Annotated in this window: 28 protein-coding genes and 1 pseudogene; 19 read left to right on the top strand and 10 right to left on the bottom strand. The window is 71.9% G+C overall.

Going from position 1 to position 24,624, the window contains the following annotated elements; genetic code table 11:
• The first annotated feature begins 11 nt into the window (after positions 1-11).
• From ACZ3II_RS37150 to ACZ3II_RS37105, 10 genes and pseudogenes are all read left to right on the top strand, one after another.
• The gene (locus tag ACZ3II_RS37150; protein ID WP_465524306.1) at positions 12-536 is read left to right on the top strand and encodes a P-loop nucleotide/nucleoside kinase family protein; all 525 of its coding nucleotides are present in this window, start codon (positions 12-14) and stop codon (positions 534-536) included.
• 64 nt (positions 537-600) lie between these two features.
• A complete protein-coding gene (locus tag ACZ3II_RS37145; protein ID WP_465524304.1) occupies positions 601-1,536 on the top strand; it encodes a GlxA family transcriptional regulator in 936 nt (311 codons plus the stop codon).
• Position 1,537: 1 nt separating this feature from the next.
• On the top strand, positions 1,538-2,182 hold the full coding sequence (locus tag ACZ3II_RS37140; protein WP_465524302.1) for a DJ-1/PfpI family protein: 645 nt from the start codon (positions 1,538-1,540) through the stop codon (positions 2,180-2,182).
• Positions 2,183-2,192: 10 nt separating this feature from the next.
• Positions 2,193-2,822, top strand: coding sequence for a lysophospholipid acyltransferase family protein (locus tag ACZ3II_RS37135; RefSeq protein ID WP_465524300.1), 630 nt, complete (start codon positions 2,193-2,195; stop codon positions 2,820-2,822).
• Positions 2,823-2,883: 61 nt separating this feature from the next.
• The gene (locus ACZ3II_RS37130) at positions 2,884-4,425 is read left to right on the top strand and encodes an ABC transporter substrate-binding protein (protein ID WP_465524298.1); all 1,542 of its coding nucleotides are present in this window, start codon (positions 2,884-2,886) and stop codon (positions 4,423-4,425) included.
• Positions 4,422-5,387 carry an ABC transporter permease gene (locus tag ACZ3II_RS37125; RefSeq protein ID WP_465524296.1) on the top strand — a complete coding sequence of 322 codons (966 nt, stop codon included), beginning with the start codon at positions 4,422-4,424 and terminating at the stop codon, positions 5,385-5,387. The genes ACZ3II_RS37130 and ACZ3II_RS37125 overlap by 4 nt, the downstream gene beginning before the upstream one ends.
• Positions 5,388-5,470: 83 nt before the next feature.
• Positions 5,471-6,319 carry an ABC transporter permease gene (locus ACZ3II_RS37120; RefSeq protein ID WP_465524294.1) on the top strand — a complete coding sequence of 283 codons (849 nt, stop codon included), beginning with the start codon at positions 5,471-5,473 and terminating at the stop codon, positions 6,317-6,319.
• Positions 6,271-6,462 (top strand): annotated as a pseudogene (locus ACZ3II_RS37115) (ATP-binding cassette domain-containing protein); the annotation flags it as partial. The gene ACZ3II_RS37120 and the pseudogene ACZ3II_RS37115, both read left to right, overlap by 49 nt.
• Positions 6,463-6,954: 492 nt before the next feature.
• Positions 6,955-7,653, top strand: a complete 699-nt coding sequence (locus ACZ3II_RS37110; RefSeq protein WP_465524374.1) for an oligopeptide/dipeptide ABC transporter ATP-binding protein — start codon at positions 6,955-6,957, stop codon at positions 7,651-7,653.
• The gene (locus tag ACZ3II_RS37105) at positions 7,650-8,384 is read left to right on the top strand and encodes an ABC transporter ATP-binding protein (RefSeq protein WP_465524292.1); all 735 of its coding nucleotides are present in this window, start codon (positions 7,650-7,652) and stop codon (positions 8,382-8,384) included. The genes ACZ3II_RS37110 and ACZ3II_RS37105 overlap by 4 nt, the downstream gene beginning before the upstream one ends.
• Before the next feature lie 87 nt (positions 8,385-8,471).
• Here the strand turns inward: ACZ3II_RS37105 and ACZ3II_RS37100 are convergent, their stop codons facing one another.
• Positions 8,472-8,759, bottom strand: a complete 288-nt coding sequence (locus ACZ3II_RS37100) for a putative quinol monooxygenase (protein ID WP_465524372.1) — start codon at positions 8,757-8,759, stop codon at positions 8,472-8,474.
• Between the two features lie 90 nt (positions 8,760-8,849).
• Here ACZ3II_RS37100 and ACZ3II_RS37095 point away from each other — a divergent pair, with 90 nt between their 5' ends.
• A complete protein-coding gene (locus ACZ3II_RS37095) occupies positions 8,850-10,019 on the top strand; it encodes an NAD(P)/FAD-dependent oxidoreductase (RefSeq protein WP_465524290.1) in 1,170 nt (389 codons plus the stop codon).
• An 8-nt stretch (positions 10,020-10,027) separates the two neighbouring features.
• Here the strand turns inward: ACZ3II_RS37095 and ACZ3II_RS37090 are convergent, their stop codons facing one another.
• Positions 10,028-10,399 (bottom strand): nuclear transport factor 2 family protein, encoded by a 372-nt coding sequence (locus ACZ3II_RS37090; RefSeq protein ID WP_465524288.1) that lies wholly within the window; start codon positions 10,397-10,399, stop codon positions 10,028-10,030.
• Between the two features lie 46 nt (positions 10,400-10,445).
• Between ACZ3II_RS37090 and ACZ3II_RS37085 the strand changes: the two genes are divergently transcribed.
• Positions 10,446-11,771: a serine/threonine-protein kinase gene (locus tag ACZ3II_RS37085; protein WP_465524286.1), complete on the top strand. Its 1,326-nt coding sequence runs from the start codon at positions 10,446-10,448 to the stop codon at positions 11,769-11,771.
• Here the strand turns inward: ACZ3II_RS37085 and ACZ3II_RS37080 are convergent.
• Positions 11,758-12,531, bottom strand: coding sequence for an alpha/beta hydrolase (locus ACZ3II_RS37080; RefSeq protein WP_465524284.1), 774 nt, complete (start codon positions 12,529-12,531; stop codon positions 11,758-11,760). The two genes, ACZ3II_RS37085 and ACZ3II_RS37080, sit on opposite strands and share 14 nt — an antisense overlap.
• A 62-nt stretch (positions 12,532-12,593) precedes the next feature.
• On the opposite strand from ACZ3II_RS37080, the gene ACZ3II_RS37075 reads away from it, so the two are divergent.
• Together ACZ3II_RS37075 and ACZ3II_RS37070 are read left to right on the top strand one after the other, a co-directional pair.
• Positions 12,594-12,944, top strand: coding sequence for a GntR family transcriptional regulator (locus ACZ3II_RS37075; protein ID WP_465524282.1), 351 nt, complete (start codon positions 12,594-12,596; stop codon positions 12,942-12,944).
• Positions 12,941-13,906, top strand: a complete 966-nt coding sequence (locus ACZ3II_RS37070) for a DUF1648 domain-containing protein (protein WP_465524280.1) — start codon at positions 12,941-12,943, stop codon at positions 13,904-13,906. The genes ACZ3II_RS37075 and ACZ3II_RS37070 overlap by 4 nt, the downstream gene beginning before the upstream one ends.
• A 79-nt stretch (positions 13,907-13,985) precedes the next feature.
• Here ACZ3II_RS37070 and ACZ3II_RS37065 read toward each other — a convergent pair whose 3' ends face one another.
• Positions 13,986-15,386, bottom strand: coding sequence for an MFS transporter (locus ACZ3II_RS37065; protein ID WP_465524278.1), 1,401 nt, complete (start codon positions 15,384-15,386; stop codon positions 13,986-13,988).
• Between the two features lie 42 nt (positions 15,387-15,428).
• Positions 15,429-15,854, bottom strand: coding sequence for a hypothetical protein (locus tag ACZ3II_RS37060; RefSeq protein ID WP_465524276.1), 426 nt, complete (start codon positions 15,852-15,854; stop codon positions 15,429-15,431).
• A 179-nt stretch (positions 15,855-16,033) separates the two neighbouring features.
• On the opposite strand from ACZ3II_RS37060, the gene ACZ3II_RS37055 reads away from it, so the two are divergent.
• Positions 16,034-16,417, top strand: coding sequence for a hypothetical protein (locus ACZ3II_RS37055; protein WP_465524274.1), 384 nt, complete (start codon positions 16,034-16,036; stop codon positions 16,415-16,417).
• Between the two features lie 211 nt (positions 16,418-16,628).
• Here ACZ3II_RS37055 and ACZ3II_RS37050 read toward each other — a convergent pair whose 3' ends face one another.
• A complete protein-coding gene (locus tag ACZ3II_RS37050) occupies positions 16,629-17,183 on the bottom strand; it encodes a CGNR zinc finger domain-containing protein (protein WP_465524272.1) in 555 nt (184 codons plus the stop codon).
• Positions 17,184-17,252: 69 nt separating this feature from the next.
• Here ACZ3II_RS37050 and ACZ3II_RS37045 point away from each other — a divergent pair, with 69 nt between their 5' ends.
• Positions 17,253-18,203 carry an EamA family transporter gene (locus ACZ3II_RS37045; protein WP_465524270.1) on the top strand — a complete coding sequence of 317 codons (951 nt, stop codon included), beginning with the start codon at positions 17,253-17,255 and terminating at the stop codon, positions 18,201-18,203.
• Positions 18,204-18,709: 506 nt separating this feature from the next.
• Here ACZ3II_RS37045 and ACZ3II_RS37040 read toward each other — a convergent pair.
• A complete protein-coding gene (locus ACZ3II_RS37040; RefSeq protein ID WP_465524268.1) occupies positions 18,710-19,330 on the bottom strand; it encodes a TetR/AcrR family transcriptional regulator in 621 nt (206 codons plus the stop codon).
• Positions 19,331-19,396: 66 nt separating this feature from the next.
• Between ACZ3II_RS37040 and ACZ3II_RS37035 the strand changes: the two genes are divergently transcribed.
• From ACZ3II_RS37035 to ACZ3II_RS37025, 3 genes are all read left to right on the top strand, one after another.
• A complete protein-coding gene (locus tag ACZ3II_RS37035) occupies positions 19,397-19,870 on the top strand; it encodes a DUF1453 domain-containing protein (RefSeq protein ID WP_465524266.1) in 474 nt (157 codons plus the stop codon).
• 90 nt (positions 19,871-19,960) lie between these two features.
• Positions 19,961-21,565 (top strand): AAA family ATPase, encoded by a 1,605-nt coding sequence (locus ACZ3II_RS37030; RefSeq protein WP_465524264.1) that lies wholly within the window; start codon positions 19,961-19,963, stop codon positions 21,563-21,565.
• Positions 21,566-21,639: 74 nt separating this feature from the next.
• Entirely contained in the window at positions 21,640-22,278 is a 639-nt protein-coding gene (locus tag ACZ3II_RS37025; RefSeq protein ID WP_465524262.1) for a sensor domain-containing protein, read from the top strand.
• Here the strand turns inward: ACZ3II_RS37025 and ACZ3II_RS37020 are convergent.
• The 3 genes from ACZ3II_RS37020 to ACZ3II_RS37010 all read right to left on the bottom strand — a co-directional run bounded on the left by ACZ3II_RS37020 (position 22,275) and on the right by ACZ3II_RS37010 (position 24,513).
• Positions 22,275-23,414, bottom strand: a complete 1,140-nt coding sequence (locus ACZ3II_RS37020) for an RNA polymerase sigma factor (protein ID WP_465524370.1) — start codon at positions 23,412-23,414, stop codon at positions 22,275-22,277. The genes ACZ3II_RS37025 and ACZ3II_RS37020 overlap by 4 nt on opposite strands.
• A gap of 60 nt (positions 23,415-23,474) precedes the next feature.
• On the bottom strand, positions 23,475-23,816 hold the full coding sequence (locus tag ACZ3II_RS37015; protein ID WP_465524260.1) for a YciI family protein: 342 nt from the start codon (positions 23,814-23,816) through the stop codon (positions 23,475-23,477).
• A gap of 175 nt (positions 23,817-23,991) precedes the next feature.
• Positions 23,992-24,513 carry a GNAT family N-acetyltransferase gene (locus ACZ3II_RS37010; protein ID WP_465524258.1) on the bottom strand — a complete coding sequence of 174 codons (522 nt, stop codon included), beginning with the start codon at positions 24,511-24,513 and terminating at the stop codon, positions 23,992-23,994.
• Positions 24,514-24,624: the final 111 nt, after the last annotated feature.

The raw sequence follows: 24,624 nt of genomic DNA, 5'->3' as shown, positions 1-24,624 counted from the left end.
GGCTTCTGTCTGTGGCGCAGCGGCTGATTCTGATCAACGGGCTTCCCGGGTCGGGGAAGAGCACCCTGGCGGGGCGGCTGGCGGGCGCGTTGCGCGTACCACTGATCGGCAAGGATCTGCTGAAAGAGGCGATGGCCGCCGCGGTGCCGGGGGTGCCGCCGCAGGCGCTGGGGCCGGCGGCCGCGGAGGCGATGTGGGACATCGCGGCGGCGACACCGGGTGTGGTGATCCTGGAGAGCTGGTGGTTCCGGCCGCGGGACCTGGGGTTCGTGACCGAGGGGATCACCCGGTCCGGGGCGCGCTCGGTGGTGGAGGTGTGGTGCGCGGTGCCCGGCGAGGTGGCCCTGGAGCGGTACCGCAGCCGCCGCCGGGGTGAGCTCTATCAGGACGAGCAGCGGCTGCGGGACGACTGGGCGGGGTGGGTGGCGGAGGCGAGACCGCTCAACGTCGGGCCGGTCGTCACGGTGGCGACCGACCGGCCGGTGATCGCGACCCGGCTGATCGAGGCGATCAGCGAGGCGATCGGAGGGGTCTGACGGTGGCAGGAAAGGTGGGATCCACGTCGTTGCTGCCACCGCGCCGAGCGGCCAGGCTGAAGGCGTGGACGTACTGATCCTGCTCTTCGACGGGGTGCAGAGCCTCGACGTGACCGGGCCCCTGGAGGTCTTCACCGGCGCGGGCTACCGGGTGACGACGGCGAGCCGGGACGGGCTGGCGGTGCGCAGCTCCAGCGGTCTGGTCCTCGTGCCCGAGCACGACCTGCCGGCTGCGCCGGTGCCGGACATCGTGGTGGTGCCGGGTGGGCACGGGACGCACGACCCGCACCCGGAGCTGGTCGCCTGGCTGCGCCGGCACGCGCCCGGCATCCGGCGGGTGATGAGTGTCTGCTCGGGCGCGTTCGTGCTGGCCGCGGCCGGTCTGCTGGCCGGGCGCCGGGCCACCACGCACTGGGAGGTGTGCGCCACCCTGGCCCGGCGGTACCCGGACGTCGCCGTGGATCCGGAGCCGATCTTCGTGATCGACGGGCCGATCGCCACCTCGGCCGGCGTCACCGCCGGGATCGACCTGGCGCTCGCGATCGTGGAGGCGGACCGGGGCCGGGACACGGCGCTGCTGATCGCCCGGCACCTGGTGATGTTCCTGCGCCGGCCGGCCAATCAGACCCAGTTCAGTGTCCTGTTGTCGGCGCAGGTCGCGGCCCGGCCGGGGCTGCGGGAGCTGCAGCACTGGATCGCCGAACATCCGGCGGCCGACCTGTCGGTGGAGGCCCTGGCCCGGCGGGTGAACCTGTCGCCGCGGCAGTTCGCCCGCGCGTTCACCGCCGAGGTCGGGCAGACCCCCGGCCGGTACGTCGACGCGGTGCGCCTGGAGACCGCCCGGCGGCTGCTGGAGGACAGCGCCGACGGGGTCGAGCAGGTCGCGCGGGCCAGTGGTTACGGCACCCCGGAGGCGATGCGCCGCGCCTTCGCCCGGGTGCTCGGCATCTCGCCATCGGAATATCAGCGGCGCTTCCGCCCCGTACCCCAGGAGGTCTGACATGCAGTTCGCCATCGTCGTCTTCGACCGTCTCACCGCCCTCGACGCCGTCGGGCCCTACGAGGTGCTCAGCCGGGTGCCGGGCAGTGAGGTGGTCTTCGTGGGGGCGAAGAGAGGACCGGTCCGGACCGAGGTCGGCAGCCTGGCCTTGACGGTGGACGCTACGTTCGCCGAGGTGCCCCATCCGGACGTGATCGTGGTGTCCGGCGGGCCCGGGCAGAACGACCACATGTCCGGCGGCCCGATGCACGAGTGGCTGCGCGGCGCCGACGCCACCAGCACGTGGACCACCTCGGTCTGCACCGGTTCGCTGATCCTGGCCGCGGCCGGTCTGCTCGCCGGCCGCCGCGCCACCAGCCACTGGCTGTCGGTGCCGCAGCTCGCCGATTTCGGTGCGATTCCTACCGAGGAACGGGTGGTGACCGACGGTAAGTACGTGACCGCGGCCGGGGTGTCCGCCGGGATCGACATGGCGCTCGAGCTGGTCGCCGCGATCGCGGACGCGACCGTCGCCCAGGCCGTGCAGTTGGGTATCGAGTACGACCCGCGCCCGCCGTTCGCGGCGGGTTCGCCGCGCACCGCGCCGCCCGAGGTGGTAGCGGTGGTGCGGGGACTGCGGGACGTCATCCTCACCGGGGATCAATGAGAGGCGGCACGTGTACGAACTGGTCAAGACGGCGGTCCGGCTGCGGGTCGAGGGCGCTGAGCACGTGCCAGTGGGCGGGCCGCTGCTGCTCGCCTCGAACCACCTGTCCGTCACCGACTCGACGTTCCTGCCGATGGCGGTGGCCCGGCGCGTGGTCTTCATGGCGAAGGCGGAGTACTTCACCGGGCAGGGGCCGCTGGGCCGCTTCGTCTCCTGGTTCATGTCCCGCAACGGGCAGGTGGCGGTGGACCGGGACGACAAGCGGGCCGCCGTCGCGTCGCTGGAGCCGTGCCTGGCGGTGCTGCGGCGCGGTGGCGCGTTCGCGATCTACCCGGAGGGGACCCGGTCGCCGGACGGGCGGCTCTACCGCGGGCGGACCGGGGTGGCGTGGCTGGCGCTGAAGTCGGGCGCGCCGGTGGTGCCGGTGGCGATGTTCGGCACCGACCGGGTGCTGCCGCCGGGCAAGGTGGTCCCGCGGCCGGCCCGGGTGCGGGTGGTGTTCGGCAAGCCGGTGCAGCTCGCGGCGGTCGCCACCGACCCGGACAGCGCACGGGAACGTAGGGCCGCCACCGACGCGATCATGACGGCCATCGGCGAACTGTCCGGTCAGGAGTACGTGCCCCGCTACGCAAGATCGTGATCTTCTTCTCCCCTTCTCGTGGTAGTTGCAAATCTTTGGCAACTACCACGAGGATGTCGTCATGCATCGTCTCCTGGGGACCGCAGTCGTCGCCCTGCTGGCCCTGACCGCCTGCTCGACACCTGACGTCACCGGCTCCGGCTCGGCCGGGAACACCTTCGTGGTGGCCACCGCCGGCGAGCCGGACAACCTCAACCCCGTGCTGGGGTACGGGGCCGACGGCGCCTCCCTGATCTTCGACGGCCTGGTCGCGCGCGACGACGAGAACGCGCTGGTGCCCGCCCTGGCGACCGAACTCCCGACGGTCTCCGCCGACGGCCGGACGGTCACCGCGCGACTGCGGACCGGCGTCACCTTCCACGACGGCAAGGCGCTCACCGCCGACGACGTGGTCTTCACCTACCGGTCGATCCTGGACCCGAAGGTCGACTCGACGATCCGCTCCGACCTGGACATGCTGGACGGTGTCACGGCGAGCGACGCGCAGACCGTGGTGTTCCGGCTGAAGTACGCGTACGCGCCGTTCCTCCAGCGGCTCACCATCGGGATCCTGCCGGAGCTGCCCGGCGAGGACCTCAACAAGTCCGCGATCAACCGCAAGCCGATCGGCACCGGGCCGTACCGGGTGACCTCCTGGACCCCCGGCGACAAACTGGTGCTCGCCGCCAACGACACCTACTGGGCCGGAAAGCCCGCCAACAGCGGGGTCATCGTGGCCTTCGTCGCCGACGACAACGTGCGCGCCCAGCGGGCCCGCTCCGGCGAGTTCGACGCCGTCGAGATGGCGCCGAAGACGGCTGCCGCGCTCGGCGGGTACACCGTGCACAAGGTGCCGACCGCCGACTACCGCGGCGTGATGCTGCCGATGAACGGGCCGGTCACCGGGGACCTGGCGATCCGGCAGGCGGTGAACGCGGCGGTCGACCGGCAGGCGATGGTCACCGGGGTGCTGGCCGGGGCGGGCGATCCGGCGTACGGGCCGATCCCGCCCACCTCGCCCTTCGCCCTCCCCGCGCCCCGCCTCGGGGACGCCGCCGCCATCCTGGACAGGGCAGGATGGACCGCCGGCGCCGACGGGATCCGGGCCCGCAACGGGCAGCGGGCCGCGTTCACGCTGATGTACCCGGCCAGCGACAGCCTCCGCAAGGAACTCGCCCTCGCTGTCACGGCCGACGCGAAGAAGGCCGGCATCGAGATCAAACCGGAGGGCCTCACCTGGGACGCGATCGACCCGCGGATGAGGAACGACGCGCTGATCATGGGCTGGGGCACGCCGTACGACCCGGACTTCGTCTCCTACAAGCTGTTCGGGTCGAAGTTCGCCGAGCAGGGGTACTTCAACCCCGGCTCGTACAAGTCCGCGATCACCGACGAGGCCCTCGAGAAGGGCCGGACCAGCGCGGAGCCGGGGGAGCGCAAGGCCGCGTACCAGAAGTTCCAGGAACAGCTCGCCGCCGACGTGCCCTGGGTGTTCCTCACCTACCTGCGGCACGCCTACCTGGTCCGCGAGGACATCGCCGGGGTCGCCCCGCGCGTCGAGCCGCACGCCCACGGCGTCGAGAACGCCATCTGGTGGAACATCCACACCTGGACCCGCCGGTGATCCGAGTGATCGGGCGGCGGCTCGCGTTCGCCCTGCCGGTTCTCTTCGCCACCAGCGTCGGCATGTTCCTGCTCGGCGCGGCGTCCCCGATGGACCCGGCCAAGCAGTACGCGGGCGCTGCCGTCTTCACCATGAGCGAGGAGAACCTCGCGCAGATCCGGGCCAACTGGGGTGTCGACGATCCGCTGCACGTGCAGTACCTCCGCTGGCTCGGCAACCTCCTCCACGGCGACCTCGGGTGGTCCACGTCCCGGCACGAGATGGTCGGTGACGTCATCGCCGCCCGGGCCGGATGGACCCTGCTGCTGATCGGGATCACGCTGGTCGTGGTGCTGGCCGGCAGCCTGATCCTGGGGACGCTCGCCGCCTACCACCGGGGCGGGCTGCTGGACCGGGGGGTGCGGGCGGCCGCGTACGCCGTCCAGTCCATGCCGTCGTTCTGGCTCGCGCTCGCCGCCATCGCGGTGTTCGCGATCGGGTTCGGGTGGTTCCCGGCGGGCGGGCTCACCGACGTACGCGCCACCGGCGCCGAACCGGCCGACGTCGCGCACCATCTCGTGCTGCCGGTGGCCGTGCTGGCGATCTCGCAGGCCCCGTGGTTCCTGCTGTTCGTGCGGGACTCGGTGGCGGAGAGCCTGCGGGAGGACCATGTGCTCGCGGCCCGGGCCCGGGGCCTTGCCGGACGGACCGTTCTGTTCGGGCATGCGCTGCGGACGGCGCTGCTGCCGTTCCTCACCCTCGTCGGCACCCATCTGCCCGAGTTGGTCGGCGGATCGGTGCTGGTGGAGACGGTGTTCTCACTGCCGGGACTGGGGGCGGTCAGTGTGCACGCGGCGCTCGGCAGCGACTTCCCGCTGCTCGCGGCGATCACCCTGATCACGACGGCGGTGGTGCTGGCCGCCAACCTGCTGACCGACCTGGCCTACACGGCAGCCGACCCCCGGGTGCGCATCGATGGCTGATCTCTACCCGCCGCCGCAGTACGTGTGTGGGGTTCGGCCGCTATTCGCGCCCGAGAACCACACGCTCCCGGGAGGGCGGCGCGATGGCTGATCTCGTCATGTCCCGGCCGCGGATCCGGCCCGGGACGCCGATCGCCGGGCTGGTGCTGGGGGTCGCGGTGGGCGCGGCGCTACTGGTACCCGTACTCCTGCCGCTCGACCAGAGCGCCGTCGCCCTCGACCGCGTCGCCCTGCCGCCGTCGCTGTCCCATCCCGGCGGCACCGATGATCTCGGGCGGGACGTGCTGCACCGCAGCATCTACGGCCTACGGGTATCGCTGCTGGTAGGAGTGGTCGCCGCCGTCGCCGCGGCCCTCGTCGGCGGATTGATCGGCGGGCTCGCCGGCCTGCTCGGCGGCTGGGTCGACCGGATCCTCATGCGGGTCATCGACACCATCTCCGCCCTGCCGCACCTGCTGCTCGGCATCTTCATCGTGGCGATGCTGCGGCCCGGCCTCGGCGCGGTGATCCTGTCCATCGGGCTCACCCACTGGCTGTCCACCGCCCGGATCGTCCGGTCCGAGCTGCTGTCGCTGCGTACCCGCCCCTTCATCGACGCCGCCATCGCCGGCGGGGCGAGCCGGACCCGGGTGCTCACCCGGCACCTGTTCCCGCACGTGCTCCCGAAGATCGCCCTGGCCGTCACCCTGATGATCCCGCACGCGGTCTGGCACGAGACGTCGCTGTCGTTCCTCGGCCTCGGCCTGCCACCCCACCTGGCATCCCTCGGCAACATGATCAATGACGGTCAGCGGTCGTTGCTGGCCGGCGCGTGGTGGTCCAGTCTCGTACCCGGCGCCGTGATCATCGCCGTCACCCTCGCCATCGCGGCGCTCGCCGGCCGATGGCGCGACCACCTCGACCCCCGAGTCCGTGCGGAGCTCAACCTGTGAACCATCTCCTGACCGTCGAAGGGCTCACCGTCCGCTTCCGCTTGCGCGATGCGGTGGTTCATGCGGTCTCGGACCTGAGCTTGACGGTACGCCCGGGCGAGCTGCTCGCCATCGTCGGCGAATCCGGCTGCGGCAAGTCGGTCCTGGCCCACGCGTTGCTGGGTCTCCTCCCCGCCAACGCCGTCGTCAGCGGCCGTGCCCTGCTCGCCCCGGCCCGGCCCTCGGTGTCGTCTCGGTCCCGCCCCGAGAACAACGGCTGGTCGTCAGTGCTGCCTCGGACCCGCGGAGACAGCACTGACAGCCGGCCGGAAGAGACCGCGTGGCCGTCAGTTCCGCCTCGGGATCGCCGACACGGTCCTGACAGCGGGCCGGAAGAGCCCGGCTGGTTCTCATGGCTGTCCCGGCGGGCGGGAGGCAGCCATGAGAACCAGCCGCACAAGATCCACCGTTCACCGGGCGGGGCCGCAGGGCCGCCGGATACCCGGAGCTCGGGTGCTGTCAGCACGGGGGCTGGTAGCACGGGTGCTGGTAGCACGGGTGCTGGTAGCACGGGTGCTGGTAATGCGGGCGCTGGTAGCGGAAGCGGTGGGGATGCGACGAGGGGGGACGCGGGCGGTGCGGGCTCGGGAGGGGCCGTGGATCTGCTCGCGTGTGGGGAGAAGGTGCTGGCACGGAAGGTGCGGGGGAGGCGGATCGGGCTGGTGCCGCAGAGCCCGGCGACCGCGCTGACCGTCGTGCGGACCGGGCGGCGGCTGCTCGGCGAGACGCTCCAAGCGCACGGCCGCGACCCCGGCCTCGCCGGGCAGGTGGCGATCGAGGCGGGGCTGGATCCGGCGGATTTGGAACGGTACCCGTTCGAGCTGTCCGGTGGCATGGCCCAGCGCCTGGCCACCGCGCTCGCCCTGGCCGCGGATCCGCCGCTGCTGATCGCCGACGAACCCACCAGCGGACTCGACCGGCCCCTCGTCGACCACACGCTCGATCTGCTGCGCCGCCGCTGTGACGAGGGCGCGGCGGTGCTGCTGATCACCCACGATCTCGCGGCGGCGGAACGAGTCGCCGACACGGTCGCCGTCATGTACGCCAGCCGGATCGTCGAGCACCGCCCGGCGGGTGATCTTTTTCGGTCGCCTGCTCACCCGTACACGCAAGCCCTTCTGAATGCCCTGCCGGACCGCGACTTCGCGCCGATCCCCGGCCATCCGCCCATGCTGACCGCGCTCCCGAAGGGATGCGCCTTCGCTGCCCGGTGCCCGCGCGTGTCGGAGAGCTGCACGGCCCTGCCGTCCGGTCCGGTCGCCTGCCATCACCCGCTCGTGGAGGTGCCCGCATGAGCTTGATCGCGGACGGTGTCAGCGCCGGATATCGGGGGCGCCGCGTGCTCACCGGCGTCTCGCTGACGGTTGCGGCGGGCGAGACGGTCGGGCTTCGCGGGCCTTCCGGCAGTGGCAAATCGACTCTGGTACGGGTCCTCGCGCTCCTGCACACCCCGGACGCCGGGCACGTGTCGCTGGACGGGGTACGGGTGGAGGGGGTGCGGCATCGGGTGCCGGTGTCCGTGCGTACCCGGATCGCCGTGCTCTTCCAGAGCCCCCGCGCCGCCAGCGACCCGCGCCTGACGCTCGCCGACATCATCGCCGAACCGCTGCGGGCCGTCCGGCAGCCGCGGGAACTCGTCGCCGCGCGTGTCGCCGAACTCGCCGACCGGGCCGGTCTCACCGCCGACCTGCTGTCCCGCCGCCCGCACGCGGTCAGTGACGGCCAGTTGCAGCGGGCATGCCTGGCGCGGGCGCTGGCGCACCGGCCGTCGTACCTGCTCTGCGACGAGGCCACGACCATGCTCGACGCCTCCACGCAGGCCCTGGTCGCCTCGGTGATCACCGCGGAGCAGCAGGCGACGGGTCTGGGCGTGCTGGTCGTGTCGCACGATCCGGCGCTGCTGAGCCGATGGGCCGACCGGGTCGTCACGCTCGCTGACCCCCGGCTGGCTGTCAGTGCTGTCTCGGCGGGGTCGAGACAGCCCCTACAGCCAGCCGGGGGTGACCGCGACCACCTGGCGTCGTGAGCCGCTGCTCCGGTCGCTCAGCGCGCGTCACGGCTGCTCAGCGTGCCTCACGGCTGCTCGGTTCGCGTCACGGCTGCTCGGTTCGCGTCACGGCTGCTCGACGGCAGAAATACGATATTTCTGGACATCGGCGGACGTGATCGGCGGCAGCTCGACCTCCGGACCGCCGCCCGACTCCCGGAACTTCTGCAGATGCTCGTCCGACTCCCACCGCTCGTACACGTTGATCCGGGTCGGGTCCACCTGATCGGGCGTCTGCGCGAAATCCAGGCACCCCGGCGCCGCGCGGGCGAGGCGATCCACTTCCACGGCTCCCGCCAGGTACCGCGACCGGTCCGACGCATCGACGTGCAGCGATCCAGCAATGATGATCAATTCAGGCTCCCCCGATTCTGTCACCCGCCGCCCATCGACAGGCGAACCGTCAGGCTCCACTATGGCCTGAGATTCCGGCTAGGGAGCCTCATGACTGATTTCGATGTGATCGTGGTGGGCGCGCGCTGTGCCGGCTCACCCCTTGCCACGCTGCTGGCCCGCCGTGGGTACCGGACGCTGCTGGTGGACCGGGCCACCTTCCCCAGCGACACGGTGTCGACCCACGTCCTGCACCCGCCGGGCGTGGCCGCGCTGCAGCGCTGGGGCGTGCTCGACCAGGTCGTCGCGACGGGCGTGCCGCCGGTCGGGCGGTACTCGTTCGACTTCGGGCCGGTCACCCTCGCGGGTGCTCCGGGCACGAGCGATTCCCCGTACGCCTACGCGCCCCGCCGCACCCTCCTCGACAAGATCCTGCTCGACGCCGCTGCCGCCGCCGGAGCCGAGATCCGCGAAGGCTACCCGGTCGAGGAGGTGCTCTTCGACGACGACGGCAGGGTCACCGGCATTCGCGGGCAGGACGGCACGACATCGACCGCCCGTCTCGTGGTCGGCGCCGACGGGAGGAACTCGGTGGTCGCCAAGGCGGTGCGGGCGCCGGCGTACGAGGACCGGCCGCCGCTCACCGTCGGTTACTACTCGTACTGGAGCGATCTGCCGACCGACACCTTCGAGGCGTACAGCCGCCCCGGCCGGGGCTGGGCCGTCTGCCCCACCAACGACGATCTGACCCTGGTGATCGCCGGCTGGCCGCACGACGAACTCGCCGAGCACCGCCACGACGTCGACGGCACCATGCGGGCGATGTTCGAGACGTCCCCGGCGTTCGCCGACCGGATCCGTGCCGCCAAGCGGGAGACCAAGCACGTCGGCGCGTCGGTGCACAACTACTTCCGGGTGCCGTCAGGCCCCGGCTGGGCGCTGGTCGGCGATGCGGGTTACTGCCGTGACTACATCACCGCGCAGGGCATCACCGACGCCTTCCTCGACGCCGAACTGCTCGCCGACGCGATCGTCACCGACGATCTGCCGGGTTACCAGGCGCGCCGGGACGCGCGGGCGATGCCGCACTACCAGATGACCCTCGGGATCGCGTCGCTGCAGCCGCCGGACGAGCAGATGATCCAGCTGGTCTCGGCGATCGCCGGCAACCAGGAGGGGATGGACGCGTTCGCCCGCCTGAACTCCGGCGTGACCTCACCGGTCGAGTTCTTCGCCCCGGAGAACCTGGGCCGCCTGCTGAGCCTGCCCACCCCCGGCTGATCCGGCGGTCACGCGGGCGAGATCTGGGCGGCGACGACACGCCATCCGATCTCTTTCCGGTACGCCCACGTCCGGGCGTACCGGAGCCGCGCCGCGAACGGCTCCCCACCGAACGTCCCGCTCACCGCACACAGCGCGAACGTCGCCCCGGTCGCCTCCACGACGGCCACCTCGAGGTCCTCCTCGGTCAGGCTGTCGATCTTCGAGGTCCCTGACCGGTACGCGTCCAGGTCGTCACCCTTGCGGTACCGCCGCCCGTCCGGCCCGATCGCCACGAGCCGGTCGTCGAGCAGCCGGTCCAGCGCCGCCACGTCCCCGTCCCGCTGCGCCTGCTGCAGCCGCCGCTCCGCCTCGAGCAGCTCGCCTTCGATTCCGCTCACCCCCGCACCCTACCTCCGCTCATCGGCGGGCATCTAAGCTGGCGCGATGCTCCTGGGGAACCGCTATCTTCTGCGGCAGCGTGTCGGCGCCGGCGGGATGGGCGAGGTGTGGCTGGCCACCGACGAGGTGCTGCAGCGGACCGTCGCGGTCAAGGTGATGCTGCCCGGTGTCGCCGACGACCCGGACTTCGCGCGGCGGTTCGAGGCCGAGGCCATGTCGATGGCCCGGGTCAACCATCCGGCGGTCGCGTCGATCCACGACTTCGGCCGGGATCAGGGGCGGCTCTACCTGGTGATGGAGTACGTCGAGGGCGAGTCCCTGTCGCAGCGGCTCAGCCGCGGCCGGCTCACCCCGGACGAGACGATGCGGCTGGTCGCGCAGACCGCGGCGGGGCTGCAGGCGGTCCACGACCGGGGTCTCGTGCACCGCGACATCAAACCGGCGAACCTGCTGGTCCGCCCGGACGGCACGGTGGTCATCACCGACTTCGGGATCGCGCGGCATTCCGACGCCAGCCGGCTCACGGTTTCCGGCGCCATTCTGGGTACGCCCACCTACCTGTCCCCGGAGCAGGTCCGCGGGGAACCGGCCGGCCCGCTCAGCGATGTGTACTCGCTCGGCCTGGTCGCGTACGAGTGCCTGGCGGGGGAGAAGCCGTTCGTGGGGGAGAACCCGTACGCGGTCGCCCTCCAGCGTCTCCGGTCCGGCCCCCGCACGATGAAGGTGGACATCCCGCTCCGGGTGCAGGCGGTCGTCGAACGCGCCCTGGCCGTCGACCCGGCGAACCGCTGGCAGTCCGCCGCCGAACTGGCGGCCGCCGCCGGCGCCCCGGCCCCGATCGTGGAACTGCCGAGGCCGAGCCGGTCGATGGCCCTGCCGATGCTGGCCGGTTTCGCCGTATTGCTGCTGGTCGTGGGTGGTCTGGTGATCTGGGGCAGCCGTCCGGACGGCGAGGCGGCCGTCGCCACGAACGAGCAGGTTCAGCAACGCGAGCTGGTGGGTTTCACCGCGTGCGGTCCTACCTTCTGCCCGGTCGAGCCGATGTGCTGGGCCGGTCTGACCGCCAACGCGGGGGTGGCCGTCCCGCCGCGCCGGGTGGACTGCGCCGAGAGCCACTACTGGGAGACGTTCGCGGCGATCGCGCTCCCGGCGGGCGGTGTCGTGATCGGGGAGAAGGCATTGATCGACGAGCCGCACACCGGGGTGGCCTGCGCCGAGGACGTGATGGCCGCCCGCAGCTTCAGCCCGGGCGGCACCCGCGGCTGGCGGCGGGCCGCCTGGCCGATCCCGGTCGGCGAGGACACTCTGCTGCACTGCCTCGCGGGCGCGCCGGGTGGCGAGTCGACCGGCCGGTTCTTCAAGAGCGGCTGACCGGTTCTTCAAGAGCGGCTGAGAGGAACGTGAAGGCCGCCGGGATGAGCGTGCTCCAGTAGGCGAAGTTGTGCCGGCCGGGGCCGTACCCGCCGGCGGCCGGTTCGATCGGCAGCGCGCGGACCGCGTCGAGCAGGTTGTCGTCCTCGCCGCACCACAGGCCGACCGGTGTCCCGGCCAGCCGTTGCGCGCCGGCGAAGACGTCGTCGCCGGGGGTGACGGCGGGCGAGAAGGCGGCCACCGCCCGGACGAACCCGGGGAACGTCTCGGCGAGCAGTAGCGCCCCTGCCCCGCCCATGGACCAGCCCCAGGCGGTCGTCCGGCGGGTGTCGAACCCGCGTGCGGCGCACCACTCCGGAACCTCCTCGTGTGCCATCCGCTGCGGGTCGTCGCCGTCGTGCGGGCGCCACGCCAGCCGGTCGCCGGTCGCGCCGGCCAGCACGAACGGCGCAGCGCCCCGCTGGACCGCGTCGGTCAGGAAGCGGCCCAGCCCGAGCGCGGGGAAGTCGGCAGGCCGTTTCGAGCCGCCGTGCAGGACGAGGCAGACCGGCAGGCCGCGGCCGTCGCCGTACCCCGCGGGCACCGCCGTGTAGAAGTCGACCTCGCGCCCGCGGGCCGCCGAGAACCGCCGCTCGACCCGTTCGTCGCCCGGGGGCGCGCCGGGGACGGTCACGGGCTGTTCCCGCAGTCGCCATGCCGCGGCCGCTGCCATCACCGTGCCCGCGCTGATCAGGAGCGTGCGTCGCCGTACCGAAACCATGTTCTGTCCAACGACGCGACAGCGAGTTGATTGTGCGCGCATTGTTCGCATAGAATGCGAACATGTTGGTTCGCATCGACCCCGCGTCCGGGGTGCCTCTGGCCGATCAGATCGCCGCGCAGGTGCGCGGAGCGGTCGCGGCCGGCACGATCGCCCCCGGGGACCGCCTTCCCGCGGCCCGCGACCTCGCCGAGTCGCTGCAGGTCAACATGCACACGATTCTTCGGGCCTATGCGCAGTTGCGCGACGAGGGCCTGATCGAGCTGCGCCGGGGCCGCGGCGCCACGGTGTGCCGGGGGGAGGCCGCCGACCGGGCGCAGCTGGTCGACGCGGCACACCGGGTGCTCGACGCCGGCCGGCGTCTCGGCCTTGACATCGACGAGCTCATCGCGGAAATCAGGAGGTTGGCATGACCGATTCGATGCGTCTGTTCCGGGGTGCGGTGGTGGCCGTCGCGCCGGCCGTGCTGGTGCCGCTGACCGCCTGGATCTGGTGGGACCGGCTGCCCGACCCGATGCCCATGCACTGGAACGTCGCCGGGGACGTCGACCGGACCGCCGGGCTCACCGCCACCCTCACGGCGTACCTCGTGGTGATCTCCCTGATCACGGTGACCACGCTGGTGCTGGCAGCGGTCCCGATCCGCTTCCGGCTGCGGCGTGCCGTGATCGTCGCCGCGGCGGCGACGATCGCGTTCGCCGCCGGCATCTGGCTGATCACCGCCGCGCTCTCCCTGGACGCCGCCGAGGCCGCCGCCGTCCACAGTCCCACCTGGCACCTGCTGGCGCTGTTCGCCGGCACCGCCGCGTGGACCGGTCTCGCCTTCGCCGCCTGCGGTCCCGCGCCCCGGCACCCGGCCGCGACGGACCGGCCGCCGGCGTCCCTCTCCCGGCTCGATCTCGGCGACGGTCAGCGGGCCGTGTGGACCGAGCGGGGCGCGGTGTCCCGCTGGGCCTACCTGGCGCTGGTGCCGCTGTTCGGGACCGCTGTCGTGCTGTCTCTCGCCGCTCCCTGGGTGTCCGTGTCGCTGGTGGTGCTCGCGGCCGTGCTGTTCGCCGCGTTCCAGACCCGGGTCACCATCGACGACCGGGGCCTGACCGTCGGCTTCGGGCCGTGGGGCCGGCCGCGGGTGCTGATCCCGCTCGAGGAGATCGTCGCGGCCCGGCCGGACACGGTCCGCATCGCCGAGTGGGGCGGCTGGGGTTACCGGCGCAGCCTCGACATGCGCGGCCGTGGCCTGATCCTGCGCAGCGGCCCGGCGGTCCGCCTGGACCTGTCCGACGACCGCTGCTTCCTGGCCACGGTCCGCGATCCCGAGACGGCGTCCGCCCTGCTCAACAGCCTTCTGGACAAGAAATTCTCTCGTACGCCGTGAGCCGTCCCCGCCGGATACGCGTCCCGTGGCGACACTGCGCGAGGCAGGCGGGGGCGCGGGCCATACCCGCGGCCCCGGCTCACCGCCCGGCCGGGACCGTTGGCGCGGTCTCGGCCGGGCGCCGTGGTTTGCGCAGATCCAGCGCCGAGCAGCCCGCCGCCGCCACCATCATGATCAGGCAGATCGTCAGCGCCCCGGTCACCCCCGACCCGGCCACCATCAGACCGGTGACCGCCGCCATCGACAGGGTCGCCGAGATCCGCTGACTGACCTGCAGGAACGCGCCCGCCAGCCCGGCCGCCCCGGCGGGCGCGTGAGCCAGCGTGAGCGCCTGGTTCGCCGACATCATCGCCCCGGTGGCCGCCCCGGCCGCCAGTTGGGTCAGCGACAGCGCCGGCATCAGCCCCGCCTCCGGAACGGTGTGCACCACCACGATCGTCGCCGCGGTCGCCACCGCCGCCGCCACCAGTGCGCCGCCCACCCCGGCCCGCCCGAACCGGGCCACCAGCCGCCAGCTCTGCGACGACGCGGCAGCGAACCCGATCGCCCCGGGGATCAGCGGCAGCGCCGCCCGCAACGGCGTCCATCCGAGACTGTCCTGCAGGTGGAGCACCAGCACCAGGTTCGCCGACAGCGACGACCCGAACTGGAACATCGCGCTCAACGTCCCGAGGCTGAACCCGCGCGAGCGCAGCAGCTCCGGCATCAGCACCGGGGTGCGGCCGGACCGGGCGTACCGGCGTTCCCACCAGGCCAGCGCGCCGACCGCGACGATCGCGATCACCGGCCACACCACGGTGGGGAGCCCCTGCCCGGCCGGCAGCACGAACGGCAGCAACAGGCACAGCGTGACGGCGCCGAGCAGCGCCAGGCCGGGCAGGTCCAGGGTGGTGCGGCGGGCGCCGCCGGGGTGCGGGCGTCCCGGCAGGAACTTCACTGCCAGGGGTACGGTGATCAGCCCGAACGGCACGTTCATCAGCAGCACCAGCCGCCAGCCGTCGTCACCGGCCGCCCCGAGCACCGCCCCGCCGGCCAGCGGCCCGAGCACCGCCGCGACCCCGCCCACGGTGGCGTAGGCGCCCAGCGCACGGGCCCGTTGCCGCCCGGTGAACAGGTCCTGGAAGATCCCGTACACCTGCGGGTTGACGATCCCGGCCCCGGCGCCCTGGACGAGCCGGGCCACCGCCACCACCCACGCCTCGCTCGCCGTGCCCGCGACCAGACCGGCCACGGTGAACAGCGACATCCCGCCGACGAACAGCCACTTGCGGCCGTGCGCGTCACCGAGCCGCCCGGCCGGCACCATGGCCAGCCCGAACGTCAGCGAATACCCCGCGATGATCCACTGCAGGGTGGACGGCCCGGCGCCGAGTTCGGTGCGCAGCGCGGGGATCGCGGTATTGAGACTGGCCTGGTCGATCAGGGTGGTGAACGCGGCGGCGAGACAGACGGCGAGGGCGACAGCGTTCCGGCGGGGCACGGACAGACCCTATCGAGTACGGGCCGTCCCGGACCGTGGTCCTTACCACTGCCCGGACGTACGCCGCCTCCGGCAGGCCGACGGGATCGCGCAGGCGGCGGCACACCCGGCGAACAGCAGGAACATCAGGATCGGCGGCAGATAGCCGAAGACCAGCAGCGGATCGCCCCACCCGGCGGCGAGCGCCCGGTCCTCCACCTCCATCGGCAGATAGATCTGCGGGATCAGGGCGGCGATCACGAACCCGGGACTCGCCGTCGGGAAGAACCACGACGCCAGGCCCACCGGCACCGCGAGCAGGAACCCGGCGGCCCACCACCGCTCGTCGCCGAACTCGGTGTGGTACGAGGTGGGGCCGGCCCGGGTGACCCCGCTCGCGGTCCGCAACGACATGGCGACCAGCGCGGCCGACAGCGCGAAGACGGCCAGAGCAGCGGCGATCGCACCCGGCCGGGCCCAGGATCTCATCCCAGCATGATCATCAATCGGCGTGGCCGTGTCCATGGTCCCCCGTCACCGGCCCCGTACGTCTACCATCCGCGCATGCGTCTCGTCCCCTCCTTCCCGATCGCCGGCCGCCGCACCGGCGAGGAGTTCCCGACCCCGGCCCGTTCGCTGCCGGGCACCCTGTTCACGGCGGGCCGGCGATGAGCCGCAAGGGGGGACTGCTGACCGGCGGCGCCGGCCTCATCGCGGTGTTCCTGGTCGCCGGGATCGTCACCCCCGCCGTCGTCGTCGCCTCGGACGCGACGACGACGCTGCTCCTGTTCGCCCTGGTGGCGTCCATCCCGCTCGGCGTCGCCGGCTTCTCGGCCCTGTCCGCGATCCGCTGGGAACGGCGCGGAGTCAAGACCGCCCCACTGCTGCGCGCGGTACGGGCGTGGGCATTCACCGGCATCGCCCTGTCAGCCGTGGGAGCAGCCGTCGCCTGGGCCGTGACCGCGGGTGGCGTAGGACTCATCCTGACCTGCTGCACCCTGGCCGGCGCAGTGCTGATCGCCGTCCTCGACCGACTCCCGGAACCAGCCTGACCACCCACCGCGGTCCGCCTTACGGGCTCATCCACCCGCACCGCCCGCCTTATGAACCGGCCCGGCAGTCGTCAGCCTCGCGAACCCCGCCGCGGCGGGCCGGATCGGTTGTTGCCCGCTTCGGGCCTGGCTGCGGCGTGCCGGATCGGCCCGGTTGCCTCGCGGGCCCGGAACGGGGCGCCCGACCGGCTGCCGGAGCGGGCGTGACCGGTCAGCCGGGATCTGTCTTGCGGGCCCGGAACGCGATCATGTTGACCCGGTTGCCGCAGCGCACCGAGCAGAACCGTTTGGATCCGTTGCGGGACAGATCCAGGAAGATCCCGATGCAGTCGGCGGCGCCGCAGACCCGCAGGCGTCCGGTCTCGTTCATCCGGATCACGTCGATCAGCGCCAGCGCCGCCTCCACCCGGATCCGTTCGGCCAGCGGCGCGCCCGGCTCGGTGGCGTGAATGTGCCACTCCGACCCGTGGTGCCGGGTCAGGTAGGGCAGCGCCCGAGCCTCCCGCAACATCTCGTTGACGGCGTCCACCGCGGCGTCCGGCTCCAGCGTCCACACCGCCCGGAGCAGCGTCCGGGTCTCGCGAACCGCCGCGAGTTCCGCCGCGTCGCCGTCGATCCGCCCGGAGTACGCGTACCGCCTGAGCAGTTCTCCCAGCTTGCCGACCGTGTCCAACTCGTCGTCGCCGGACCGCGAAGCACCCGGAGCGGTATTGGCGAGCGTCACGACGAAGTCCAGCGCCTCCTCCGTGTCAGGGGCAAAATGCAAGTTGACTCCTTATCCGGGTCGGCCTAGCGTCAGCGCCGAAACGACTTTAGCCCCTGACTGGAGGATGTCGTGAAGTCGCTCTACACCGGGCTGGGGGCCGCGGTGACGTCGGCGGCGACGTTCGCCACGTCCGGCGCCTTCATCAAACCGCTGCTCGAAGCGGGCTGGTCCCCGGCCGCCGCGGTCACCGTCCGTGTTCTCACCGCCGGGGTGCTGCTGCTGCCGCTCGTGTTGTTCTCGCTGCGCGGCCGCTGGGACACGCTGTGGCGGGGCCGCTGGCGGATCGCCGCGATGGGCGCCATCGCGGTCGCGTTCACCCAGGTCACGTACTTCGCGGCGATCCGCCGCATCCCGGTGTCCACGGCCCTGCTGGTGGAATACCTGGCCCCACTCCTGCTGGTCATCTGGGTCGCGGTGACGACCCGGCGACTGCCCCGGCCCGCCGTCCTCCTCGGTTCGGTGCTCGCCATCGGCGGTCTCGTCCTCGTCATCGGGCCGGGCGCGCTGAACGCCGTCGACCCGCTCGGCATCCTGCTGGCCTTCTGCGCCGCGATCGGCTGCGCCGTCTACTTCGTCGTCGCCGCCCGTACCTCTGACGGCCTGCCCCCGGTAGCCCTCGCCGGTCTCGGCCTGCTGCTGGGCGGCCTCACCCTGGCCGTCGCCGGGCTGGTCGGGATCGTGCCGATCAGCATGACGTTCGGCGACGTGGCGCTGTTCGGTTCCCCGGCGCCGTGGTGGGTGCCGCTGACGGTGGTGGCGGTTCTCGGGACCGCGGTCGCGTACGCCACCGGCATCTACGCCTCCGGCAACCTCGGCTCCCGCCTGGCCTCGTTCATCGGCCTGCTCGAGGTGGTGTTCGCGTCATGCCTGGCCTGGCTCGTGGTCGGCGAGTCCCTCACCCTCCTCCAGATGACCGGCGGCCTGCTGATCCTCGCCGGAATCGCCACCATCCCCGCCGAACCGCCGACCTCACCCACCCCCGCAACTCCCCATCCCACCGCTTCCCTCGCCGACCACTGAACGTTCCTCCCCCTTTCCGCCCGTCCTGCCGACTTCTCCTCTCCTTTCGTCGCCCTTCCCTTTCGCCCTTGTGCGATTCGCACCGGCGCTGCCTCCCCAAGACTGTTGATTCTCGCTATCTTGCGGAGGAAATGACGGTTCTCCGCAGCTCAGCGCACAGGAAGGGGCAGAAATTCGATCTTGTACGCCCGGCTCCGGCGCCGAGTCCACAAGATCAGCAGTTGTCCACCTTCGCTTCCTCGACCGGGAAAGACGCCTGGGGATCGCGCCTGAAGCCGGCGGCTCGGCGGGCCAGCTCCCAGCGCGAACGGCGCATCCATGTTCCAAAATCGCGAAAGAGCGCTTGACATGGCCGCCGGGCCGAGGCGAAGTCCACTGACCACCATGTCCACTGGCAATCAGCGCCCTCCCGGCCGGCTCGCGAACGAATCACCGAGTCGGCTATCGAACGCCGATTCGTGACCCCGCTTCGCGAGAAAAGACCTCATCCGCGATGCGAGCCGCTTCTAGACCAAGCTTTTGATGTGGTAGTGCAGGATTTGCCGGAGATCGTCCGGGTGTGGTGACTCGGTAGCGGTTACGGCCTGTAGGGCCAACCCGTCCAACAGGGCGCATAGCCGCCGTGTCTCCCGATCGACCTCCACCTCCGCCGCCAGCCCACCCGCGTCCCGCGCCTCCGCCAGAACCCGGTGAACGATGCCGGCCATCGACTCCCGCAGCGCCCGCGTCTGCGGCTGCAGTTCGGGCCGTGTCCGGGCCGCGATCGCGAAGGTGTGCCGCAGTACCGCCTCCCGGTGCCGCAGCTCGTCCAGCGGCAACCACTCCGCCAGCAATTCCTCGCTCAGTCGCCGCCGCTCCGCCCGCCCTCCGCTCGCATCGAACGTCGCGATGATCGACTGCGCATACGACCGGACCCGCTCGACCACCCGCCGGTTGAGTTCCTCGGCGGCGAAGATGATCAGTTCCTCGTGCCCGTCGAAATAGTGCCGCACCGAGCCGATCGCCAGCCCCGCCTCGTCGGCGACGTTGCGCAGGCTGGCCGCTTCGAGCCCGTGCCGGGCCACCACGGCGAGCACCGCGTCCGCGATCGCTTCCCGCCGCTGTCGCGCATCCACCACCTTAGGCATGTGGACTTTTTTAGCACGTCCATGCGACATTGATTTGGCAGACCCGTGCTAAAAACGGAGGAGTCCATGACCGTACTCATCATCGTGGCCGTGCTGGTGGTCCTCGCCCGGCGCGTCCTCGGCGAACCCCTCAGCGCCCGCGACCTCTGGGTGCCACCGATCGTCCTGACCGGAATCGGGCTGTGGTCGCTGAGCAAGGTGGACGGCTGGGAGTTCCCCGATCTCGCCTGGCTGGTCGGCGGCTCACTGCTCGGCATCGCCCTCGGATACCTGCGCGGCCACTACGTCACCGTGTTCGAGAAGGGCGGCCATCTCTGGCAGCGATACACCGGGCGGACCTTCGCCGCGGTCGGCTTATCACTTGCGGTCATGCTGGGGTTCGGCTTGCTTGCGGCAAAACTGGGGGTACGCCCGGACGCCCGCCCGATCCAACTCGGCATCGGCCTGAGCTTCCTCGGCGAATCGCTCGCTGTCACCCGCCGCGCCCTGGCCCTGGGGACGCCCTTCGCACCCGAGCGATCCGGCATCCTCCGGCGTTGACGAAGATCGATGACCCCGGAGCGACGGCGCCGGTCCGCGGTCACCTAGAGTGGCCGGGTGGAACGGGGATGGCCTGGCCGTGGACCGTGGGTGATCGCGGCCGTGTCGGCGGGCGTCGATGGCAGGTTGGCGGCGGCGGGACTGGCGGCGGCGTCCGAGGTGCCGGTCGCCGCGGTGGTGCTCGGCGGGCCGGCCGGTGACGGCGACCCGATCCGGGCGCATGCCGCCGGCCTGCTGGAGGGCGCCGGCGAGCTGGGGCTCGGCCGGGCGATACAGGTCATCGGGGCGCTGAGCCGGGCGTACGATCTCGTGCTCGTCTCCGGCGCAGCCGGCCTCCTCGTCCCGGTCGGCCCGGAAGGCTGGACGCTCGCCGACCTCGCCGTCGGCCTGAAAGCCCCGGTCGTGATCGTGACCGGCCCCGGCGAGGACGCGGCCAACCACACGACACTCGCGCTCGACGCCCTGGACGGCCGCGGCCTGACCGGCGCTGTCGTCACCATCGGCGACGTCGATCTCCCCGTTCCGGTAGCCGGCCGCATCCCCTTCGACGCACTGAACGGCACCGCACCCACGGCAGAGCCTCCCTCCTCGGCCTCGCCCGCAGCCGGGGCGGCACGGTCAGACCCGCCCGCGGTAGAGGCGGCTTCTGCAGCCCCTGCCGAACCCGCAGGGGTGTCCCCGGCCGCACCCGAAGCGGACACGGTCACGCCAGGCCCGTCCGATTGCGACGAAGCAGCCGAACCCGGCGACAGCGCGGTGTCAGGATCAACCGGTGATCGTTTCGCCGGTGCGGCGGGATGGTTCGACCCGATGTTGCGGGCGACGGCGGACCCCCACTCACCCGACCCTGAGCCCGCCGACACCCGGCCACGTCCGAGGCCTGTCGAGGGCAGACGCGTCGTCGGAGCGCTGCTCGCCATCTTCCTGATCATGATCGTGATGGCGTGCGGTCTCGCCTGGTGCGACGGTGGTGAGAGCGACTACAGCATCACGACCTTCCAGCGGGTGCCGCCCACACCCCGCCCGGATCGGTCGTCGGCCTACGTCGTGCCGGTTCCGACGCGACCGGCGCGACCGTCCACCGACGTCTGTCCCGAGTTCCGCGGCCCGCTCACCCCGGCCCGTCCGAACGCCGTCACCACCGCCCGCGTCACCGCGGCCTGGCAGCGGATCGAGAGGTGGCTGACCCGGTACGCCCCGAAGTCCGCCGCGTCGTTGCGGCCGCCGGCGCCCGTACCGAAAATCGACGATCTTCAGCGGCGCATGTCGGTGACCTTCCCGCCGGACCTGGTGGCCTCGCTGCGCCGGCACGACGGGGTGACCGACATGCGGGGCTTCACCCTGCCGCCGTTCTACCAGCCGATGGCTCTGACCGCGATCTACTCGGACTGGCAGGGCAACTGCGACGTGATGGCCGATTTCCGGTTCCGGGGCGGGGAGGACGACTGGTGGCACCAGCGGTACGTGCCGTTCGGGATGGACGGCAGCGGCGGCAACCTGATCGCCGACCAGCGGCCGGGTGGCCACGGCCGGGTCGGCGACACGGATCCGGAGGCCGGCGCGGACTTCACCGAGTGGCCGGCCTCGGTGGCTGAACTGCTGGAACAGACCGCGACCGCACTGGAGACCGGCCGCCCGTTCCACGGCTTCCGGCGGACGGTACGCGACGGTCTGCTGGACTGGTCCTACAACTAGGTGGTGCTGGCACTACCAACAGACGGGTGCTCGCCGTATCGGTTCGGTCCACGATCCTCAATAGCGTCATGGGCATGACGACGACACTTCTCGAGCCGGCCCTCACTCCCGCACCGGCCGCCCGCATCCTGCCGCGGCTCGCCACCGACAGCCGGTACGTCCTGACCGGGCTTCCGCTGGCCATCGCCGCGATCCTGGTCCCGGTCACCGCCCTGGCGCTCGGCCTCGGCCTGGCGATCCTCTGGCTGGGCGTGCCGATCATGATGTTCGCCCTGATGCAGGCCCGCGGTTTCGCCGCCGCCGAACGCGAGCGGATCGCCGGGGTGCTGGGCCGAGAGATCAAGAACCCTTCCTATCGTACGGTGGAAGCCTCCCGCCTCCCCGCCAAGCTGGTCGCCGTCCTGATCGACGGGCAGATCTGGCGGGACGTGACCCACGCGACCGTCCGGTGGATCCCGAGCACCGTCTCGTGCACCGTCGTCGCGACCTGGTGGGCCGCCGTGATCGGCGGGTTGAGCTGGGGCCTGTGGGGCTGGGCGCTGCCGTCCGGCGACACCGGGCTGCCCGAGCTGCTGGGCTTCGGCGACGCGTACCTCACCAATGTCGTCCTCTACGGCGTGCTCGCCGTCCCGTTCCTGCTCACCCTGCCGGTGGTCGCCCGGAAGGCGGCCCTGATGGAGGCCCGTTTCGCCGAGAAACTGCTGGCCGGCTAGTCGGTCACGAGATCGTCGAGACGGCCGGTGAGGAAGTGCCGCTCCGCCTCGGTCGGCGCGAGTTCCCGCGCCGTGCGATAGCTGTCGGCCGCCTCAGGACCGCGTCCGGCGCGTCGCAGCAGGTCGGCGCGGGTCGCGTGGAAGAGGTGGTACCCATCGAGGCCGCTGATCTGCGCCACCAGGGCGAGCGCGGCTTCCGGCCCGGAGGCCAGGCTCACCGCGACGGCCCGGTTGAGGTCGACGACCGGGCTCGGCGCGACCTGCCGCAGATGGGTGTAGAGGCCGACGATCTGCGGCCAGTCGGTGTCGTCCGGCCCGGCCGCTGTCGCGTGACATGCCGCGATCGCCGCCTGCAGCTGGAACGGCCCGGCCCGGCCCCGGCGCAACGCCCGTTCACAGAGCGCCGCCCCGTCCTCGATCTGCTTCCGGTCCCACCGGGAGCGGTCCTGCTCGTCGAGGGTGAGCAGCGCGCCGGACTCGTCGGTGCGGGACGCCCGGCGCGCCTCCTGCAGCAGCATCAGCGCGAGCAGGCCCAGCGCCTCCGGCTCGTCCGGCATCAGGTCCGCCAGCACCCGTGTGATCCGGACGGCCTCCCGGCACAGTCGTGGATCCCCCGAGTACCCCTCGTTGAACAGCAGGTACAGCACGTGCAGCACGGCCGAGAGCCGCTCCGGCAGCAGGTGCGCGGCCGGCACCCGGAACGGGATGCCCGCCTGCTTGATCCGCTGTTTCGCGCGGAACAGGCGCTGTCCCAGCGTCTTCTCTGGCAGCAGGAACGCCCGCGCGATCTCCGCCGTGCTCAGCCCGGCCACACTGCGCAGCGTCAGCGCCACCTGGGATTCCGTGTTCAGCGCCGGATGACAGCAGGCGAAGATCAGTTCCAGGCGGTCGTCGGGGATCTCGCTGTCCCCGGTGTACGGGGGTGGCGCCGGTTCCATCGCCACCTCCCGCAGCCTGCTCTGTTCCACCCCGGCCCGGCGGATCACGTCGATCGCCCGGCGCCGGGCCGTGGTCGTCAGCCATGCCAGCGGCTGATCGGGCACACCCGAGGACGGCCACGTCCGCAGCGCCTGCGCGAAGGCGTCCTGCGCGCATTCCTCGGCCAGGCTCCAGTCACCGCCGGTGAACCGGATCATCGTGGCGACGATCCGGCCCCACCCGTCGGCGTAGATCTCCGCGATCCGCCCGTCCAATGCCTAGTCCTCGCCCCAGGGCCACACCGGCCGCAGCTCGATCACGCCGGCCCAGGCCATCGGGTGCCGGGCCGCGACCTCGATCGCCTGGTCCAGGTCCGCGCACTCGAGCACGTCGAAGCCGGCGATCAGGTCCTTCGTCTCGGTGTACGGCCCGTCCGTCACGAGCACTTCCCGGTTCCGCACCCGGACCGTCGTCGCCGCACTGCCCGGCCGGGTCCGGTCCCCGGTCAGCCGGATCCCCTTGGCGTCCATCGTCTCGGCCCAGCCGTCGGTCTCCGGGGAGCCGTTGTCGGCGCCCGGCGTGTACTCCGGGTCCACACACACCAGCATCAGGTACCTCATCGTGACACCTCTTCCGTCGTACTGATCATCGTCAACATGCCGTCGCGCTGTCGCCCCGGACACGGCCCGTGGAGAACCGGAACCGTCGCTCATCGCTTCGGCACCTCAATGACGAACGCCCGACGCCCTCTACTACCGATCCCGCAAATCTTTTCCGCACCGATTTCGGTCGCGTCTACGCCAGGTGGCGCCGATACCTCAGTTTCACGACAGCGGTGTCGCCGTCGCCGGTGTGACGGGCGCCGTCGGCGATCCACCCTTGCGCGCGATAGAACTCCCGCGCCCGGACGTTCTCCTCCAGCACCCAGAGGATCGCCGTGGAGAACCCGGCGCCGGTGACGGCCTCGATCACCGCCGCCATCAGCGCGCGGCCCGCCCCGGTACGCCACACCCGCGGAAGCGTGTACATCGAGCCGATCTCCGCCACCCGCGCCGCGTCGACGTCATCGTCCTCACCGGGATAGAACCGGGAGTAGCCGACGATCTCGTCATCCTCCTCGAGCACCAGGGTCGCCGCGCGCGGCCACCGGGAATCGGCGAGCAGTGCGGACCACGTGCTGCGGAAGGCGTCGATGTCCAGGCCGGCCAGGTAGTCGTCCGGCAGCACTCCGCGGAAGGCGGCCCGCCACGACGCGGCTTGAACGCGCGCCAACGCGGGGGCGTCGCCGGGACCCGCCCGGCGGATCTCCCGGGTCATCGACCGCTCCGGCGGCCGGCCGGCCCGGGGAGTGCCGGGACGAGGTCGCGGAGACCGGCCGTCGTGGACTGCGGACATGACCGGCCGAACACCGGCAGACAACGACGAAGA

This window comes from Actinoplanes sp. NPDC019969, from assembly GCF_055562375.1.
This window is presented reverse-complemented; position numbering and strand designations above follow the sequence as displayed.

Excerpts from the sequence above, each read along its gene's own strand:
- ACZ3II_RS37140 (WP_465524302.1), top strand. The coding sequence starts at position 1,538 with ATGCAGTTCGCCATCGTCGTCTTCGACCGTCTCACCGCCCTCGACGCC.
- ACZ3II_RS37130 (WP_465524298.1), top strand. The coding sequence starts at position 2,884 with ATGCATCGTCTCCTGGGGACCGCAGTCGTCGCCCTGCTGGCCCTGACC.
- ACZ3II_RS37120 (WP_465524294.1), top strand. The coding sequence starts at position 5,471 with ATGGCTGATCTCGTCATGTCCCGGCCGCGGATCCGGCCCGGGACGCCG.
- ACZ3II_RS37105 (WP_465524292.1), top strand. The coding sequence starts at position 7,650 with ATGAGCTTGATCGCGGACGGTGTCAGCGCCGGATATCGGGGGCGCCGC.
- ACZ3II_RS37095 (WP_465524290.1), top strand. The coding sequence starts at position 8,850 with ATGACTGATTTCGATGTGATCGTGGTGGGCGCGCGCTGTGCCGGCTCA.
- ACZ3II_RS37085 (WP_465524286.1), top strand. The coding sequence starts at position 10,446 with ATGCTCCTGGGGAACCGCTATCTTCTGCGGCAGCGTGTCGGCGCCGGC.
- ACZ3II_RS37080 (WP_465524284.1), bottom strand. The coding sequence starts at position 12,531 with ATGGTTTCGGTACGGCGACGCACGCTCCTGATCAGCGCGGGCACGGTG.
- ACZ3II_RS37075 (WP_465524282.1), top strand. The coding sequence starts at position 12,594 with ATGTTGGTTCGCATCGACCCCGCGTCCGGGGTGCCTCTGGCCGATCAG.
- ACZ3II_RS37070 (WP_465524280.1), top strand. The coding sequence starts at position 12,941 with ATGACCGATTCGATGCGTCTGTTCCGGGGTGCGGTGGTGGCCGTCGCG.
- ACZ3II_RS37060 (WP_465524276.1), bottom strand. The coding sequence starts at position 15,854 with ATGAGATCCTGGGCCCGGCCGGGTGCGATCGCCGCTGCTCTGGCCGTC.
- ACZ3II_RS37055 (WP_465524274.1), top strand. The coding sequence starts at position 16,034 with ATGAGCCGCAAGGGGGGACTGCTGACCGGCGGCGCCGGCCTCATCGCG.
- ACZ3II_RS37040 (WP_465524268.1), bottom strand. The coding sequence starts at position 19,330 with ATGCCTAAGGTGGTGGATGCGCGACAGCGGCGGGAAGCGATCGCGGAC.
- ACZ3II_RS37035 (WP_465524266.1), top strand. The coding sequence starts at position 19,397 with ATGACCGTACTCATCATCGTGGCCGTGCTGGTGGTCCTCGCCCGGCGC.
- ACZ3II_RS37025 (WP_465524262.1), top strand. The coding sequence starts at position 21,640 with ATGACGACGACACTTCTCGAGCCGGCCCTCACTCCCGCACCGGCCGCC.
- ACZ3II_RS37020 (WP_465524370.1), bottom strand. The coding sequence starts at position 23,414 with ATGATCCGGTTCACCGGCGGTGACTGGAGCCTGGCCGAGGAATGCGCG.
- ACZ3II_RS37015 (WP_465524260.1), bottom strand. The coding sequence starts at position 23,816 with ATGAGGTACCTGATGCTGGTGTGTGTGGACCCGGAGTACACGCCGGGC.
- ACZ3II_RS37010 (WP_465524258.1), bottom strand. The coding sequence starts at position 24,513 with ATGACCCGGGAGATCCGCCGGGCGGGTCCCGGCGACGCCCCCGCGTTG.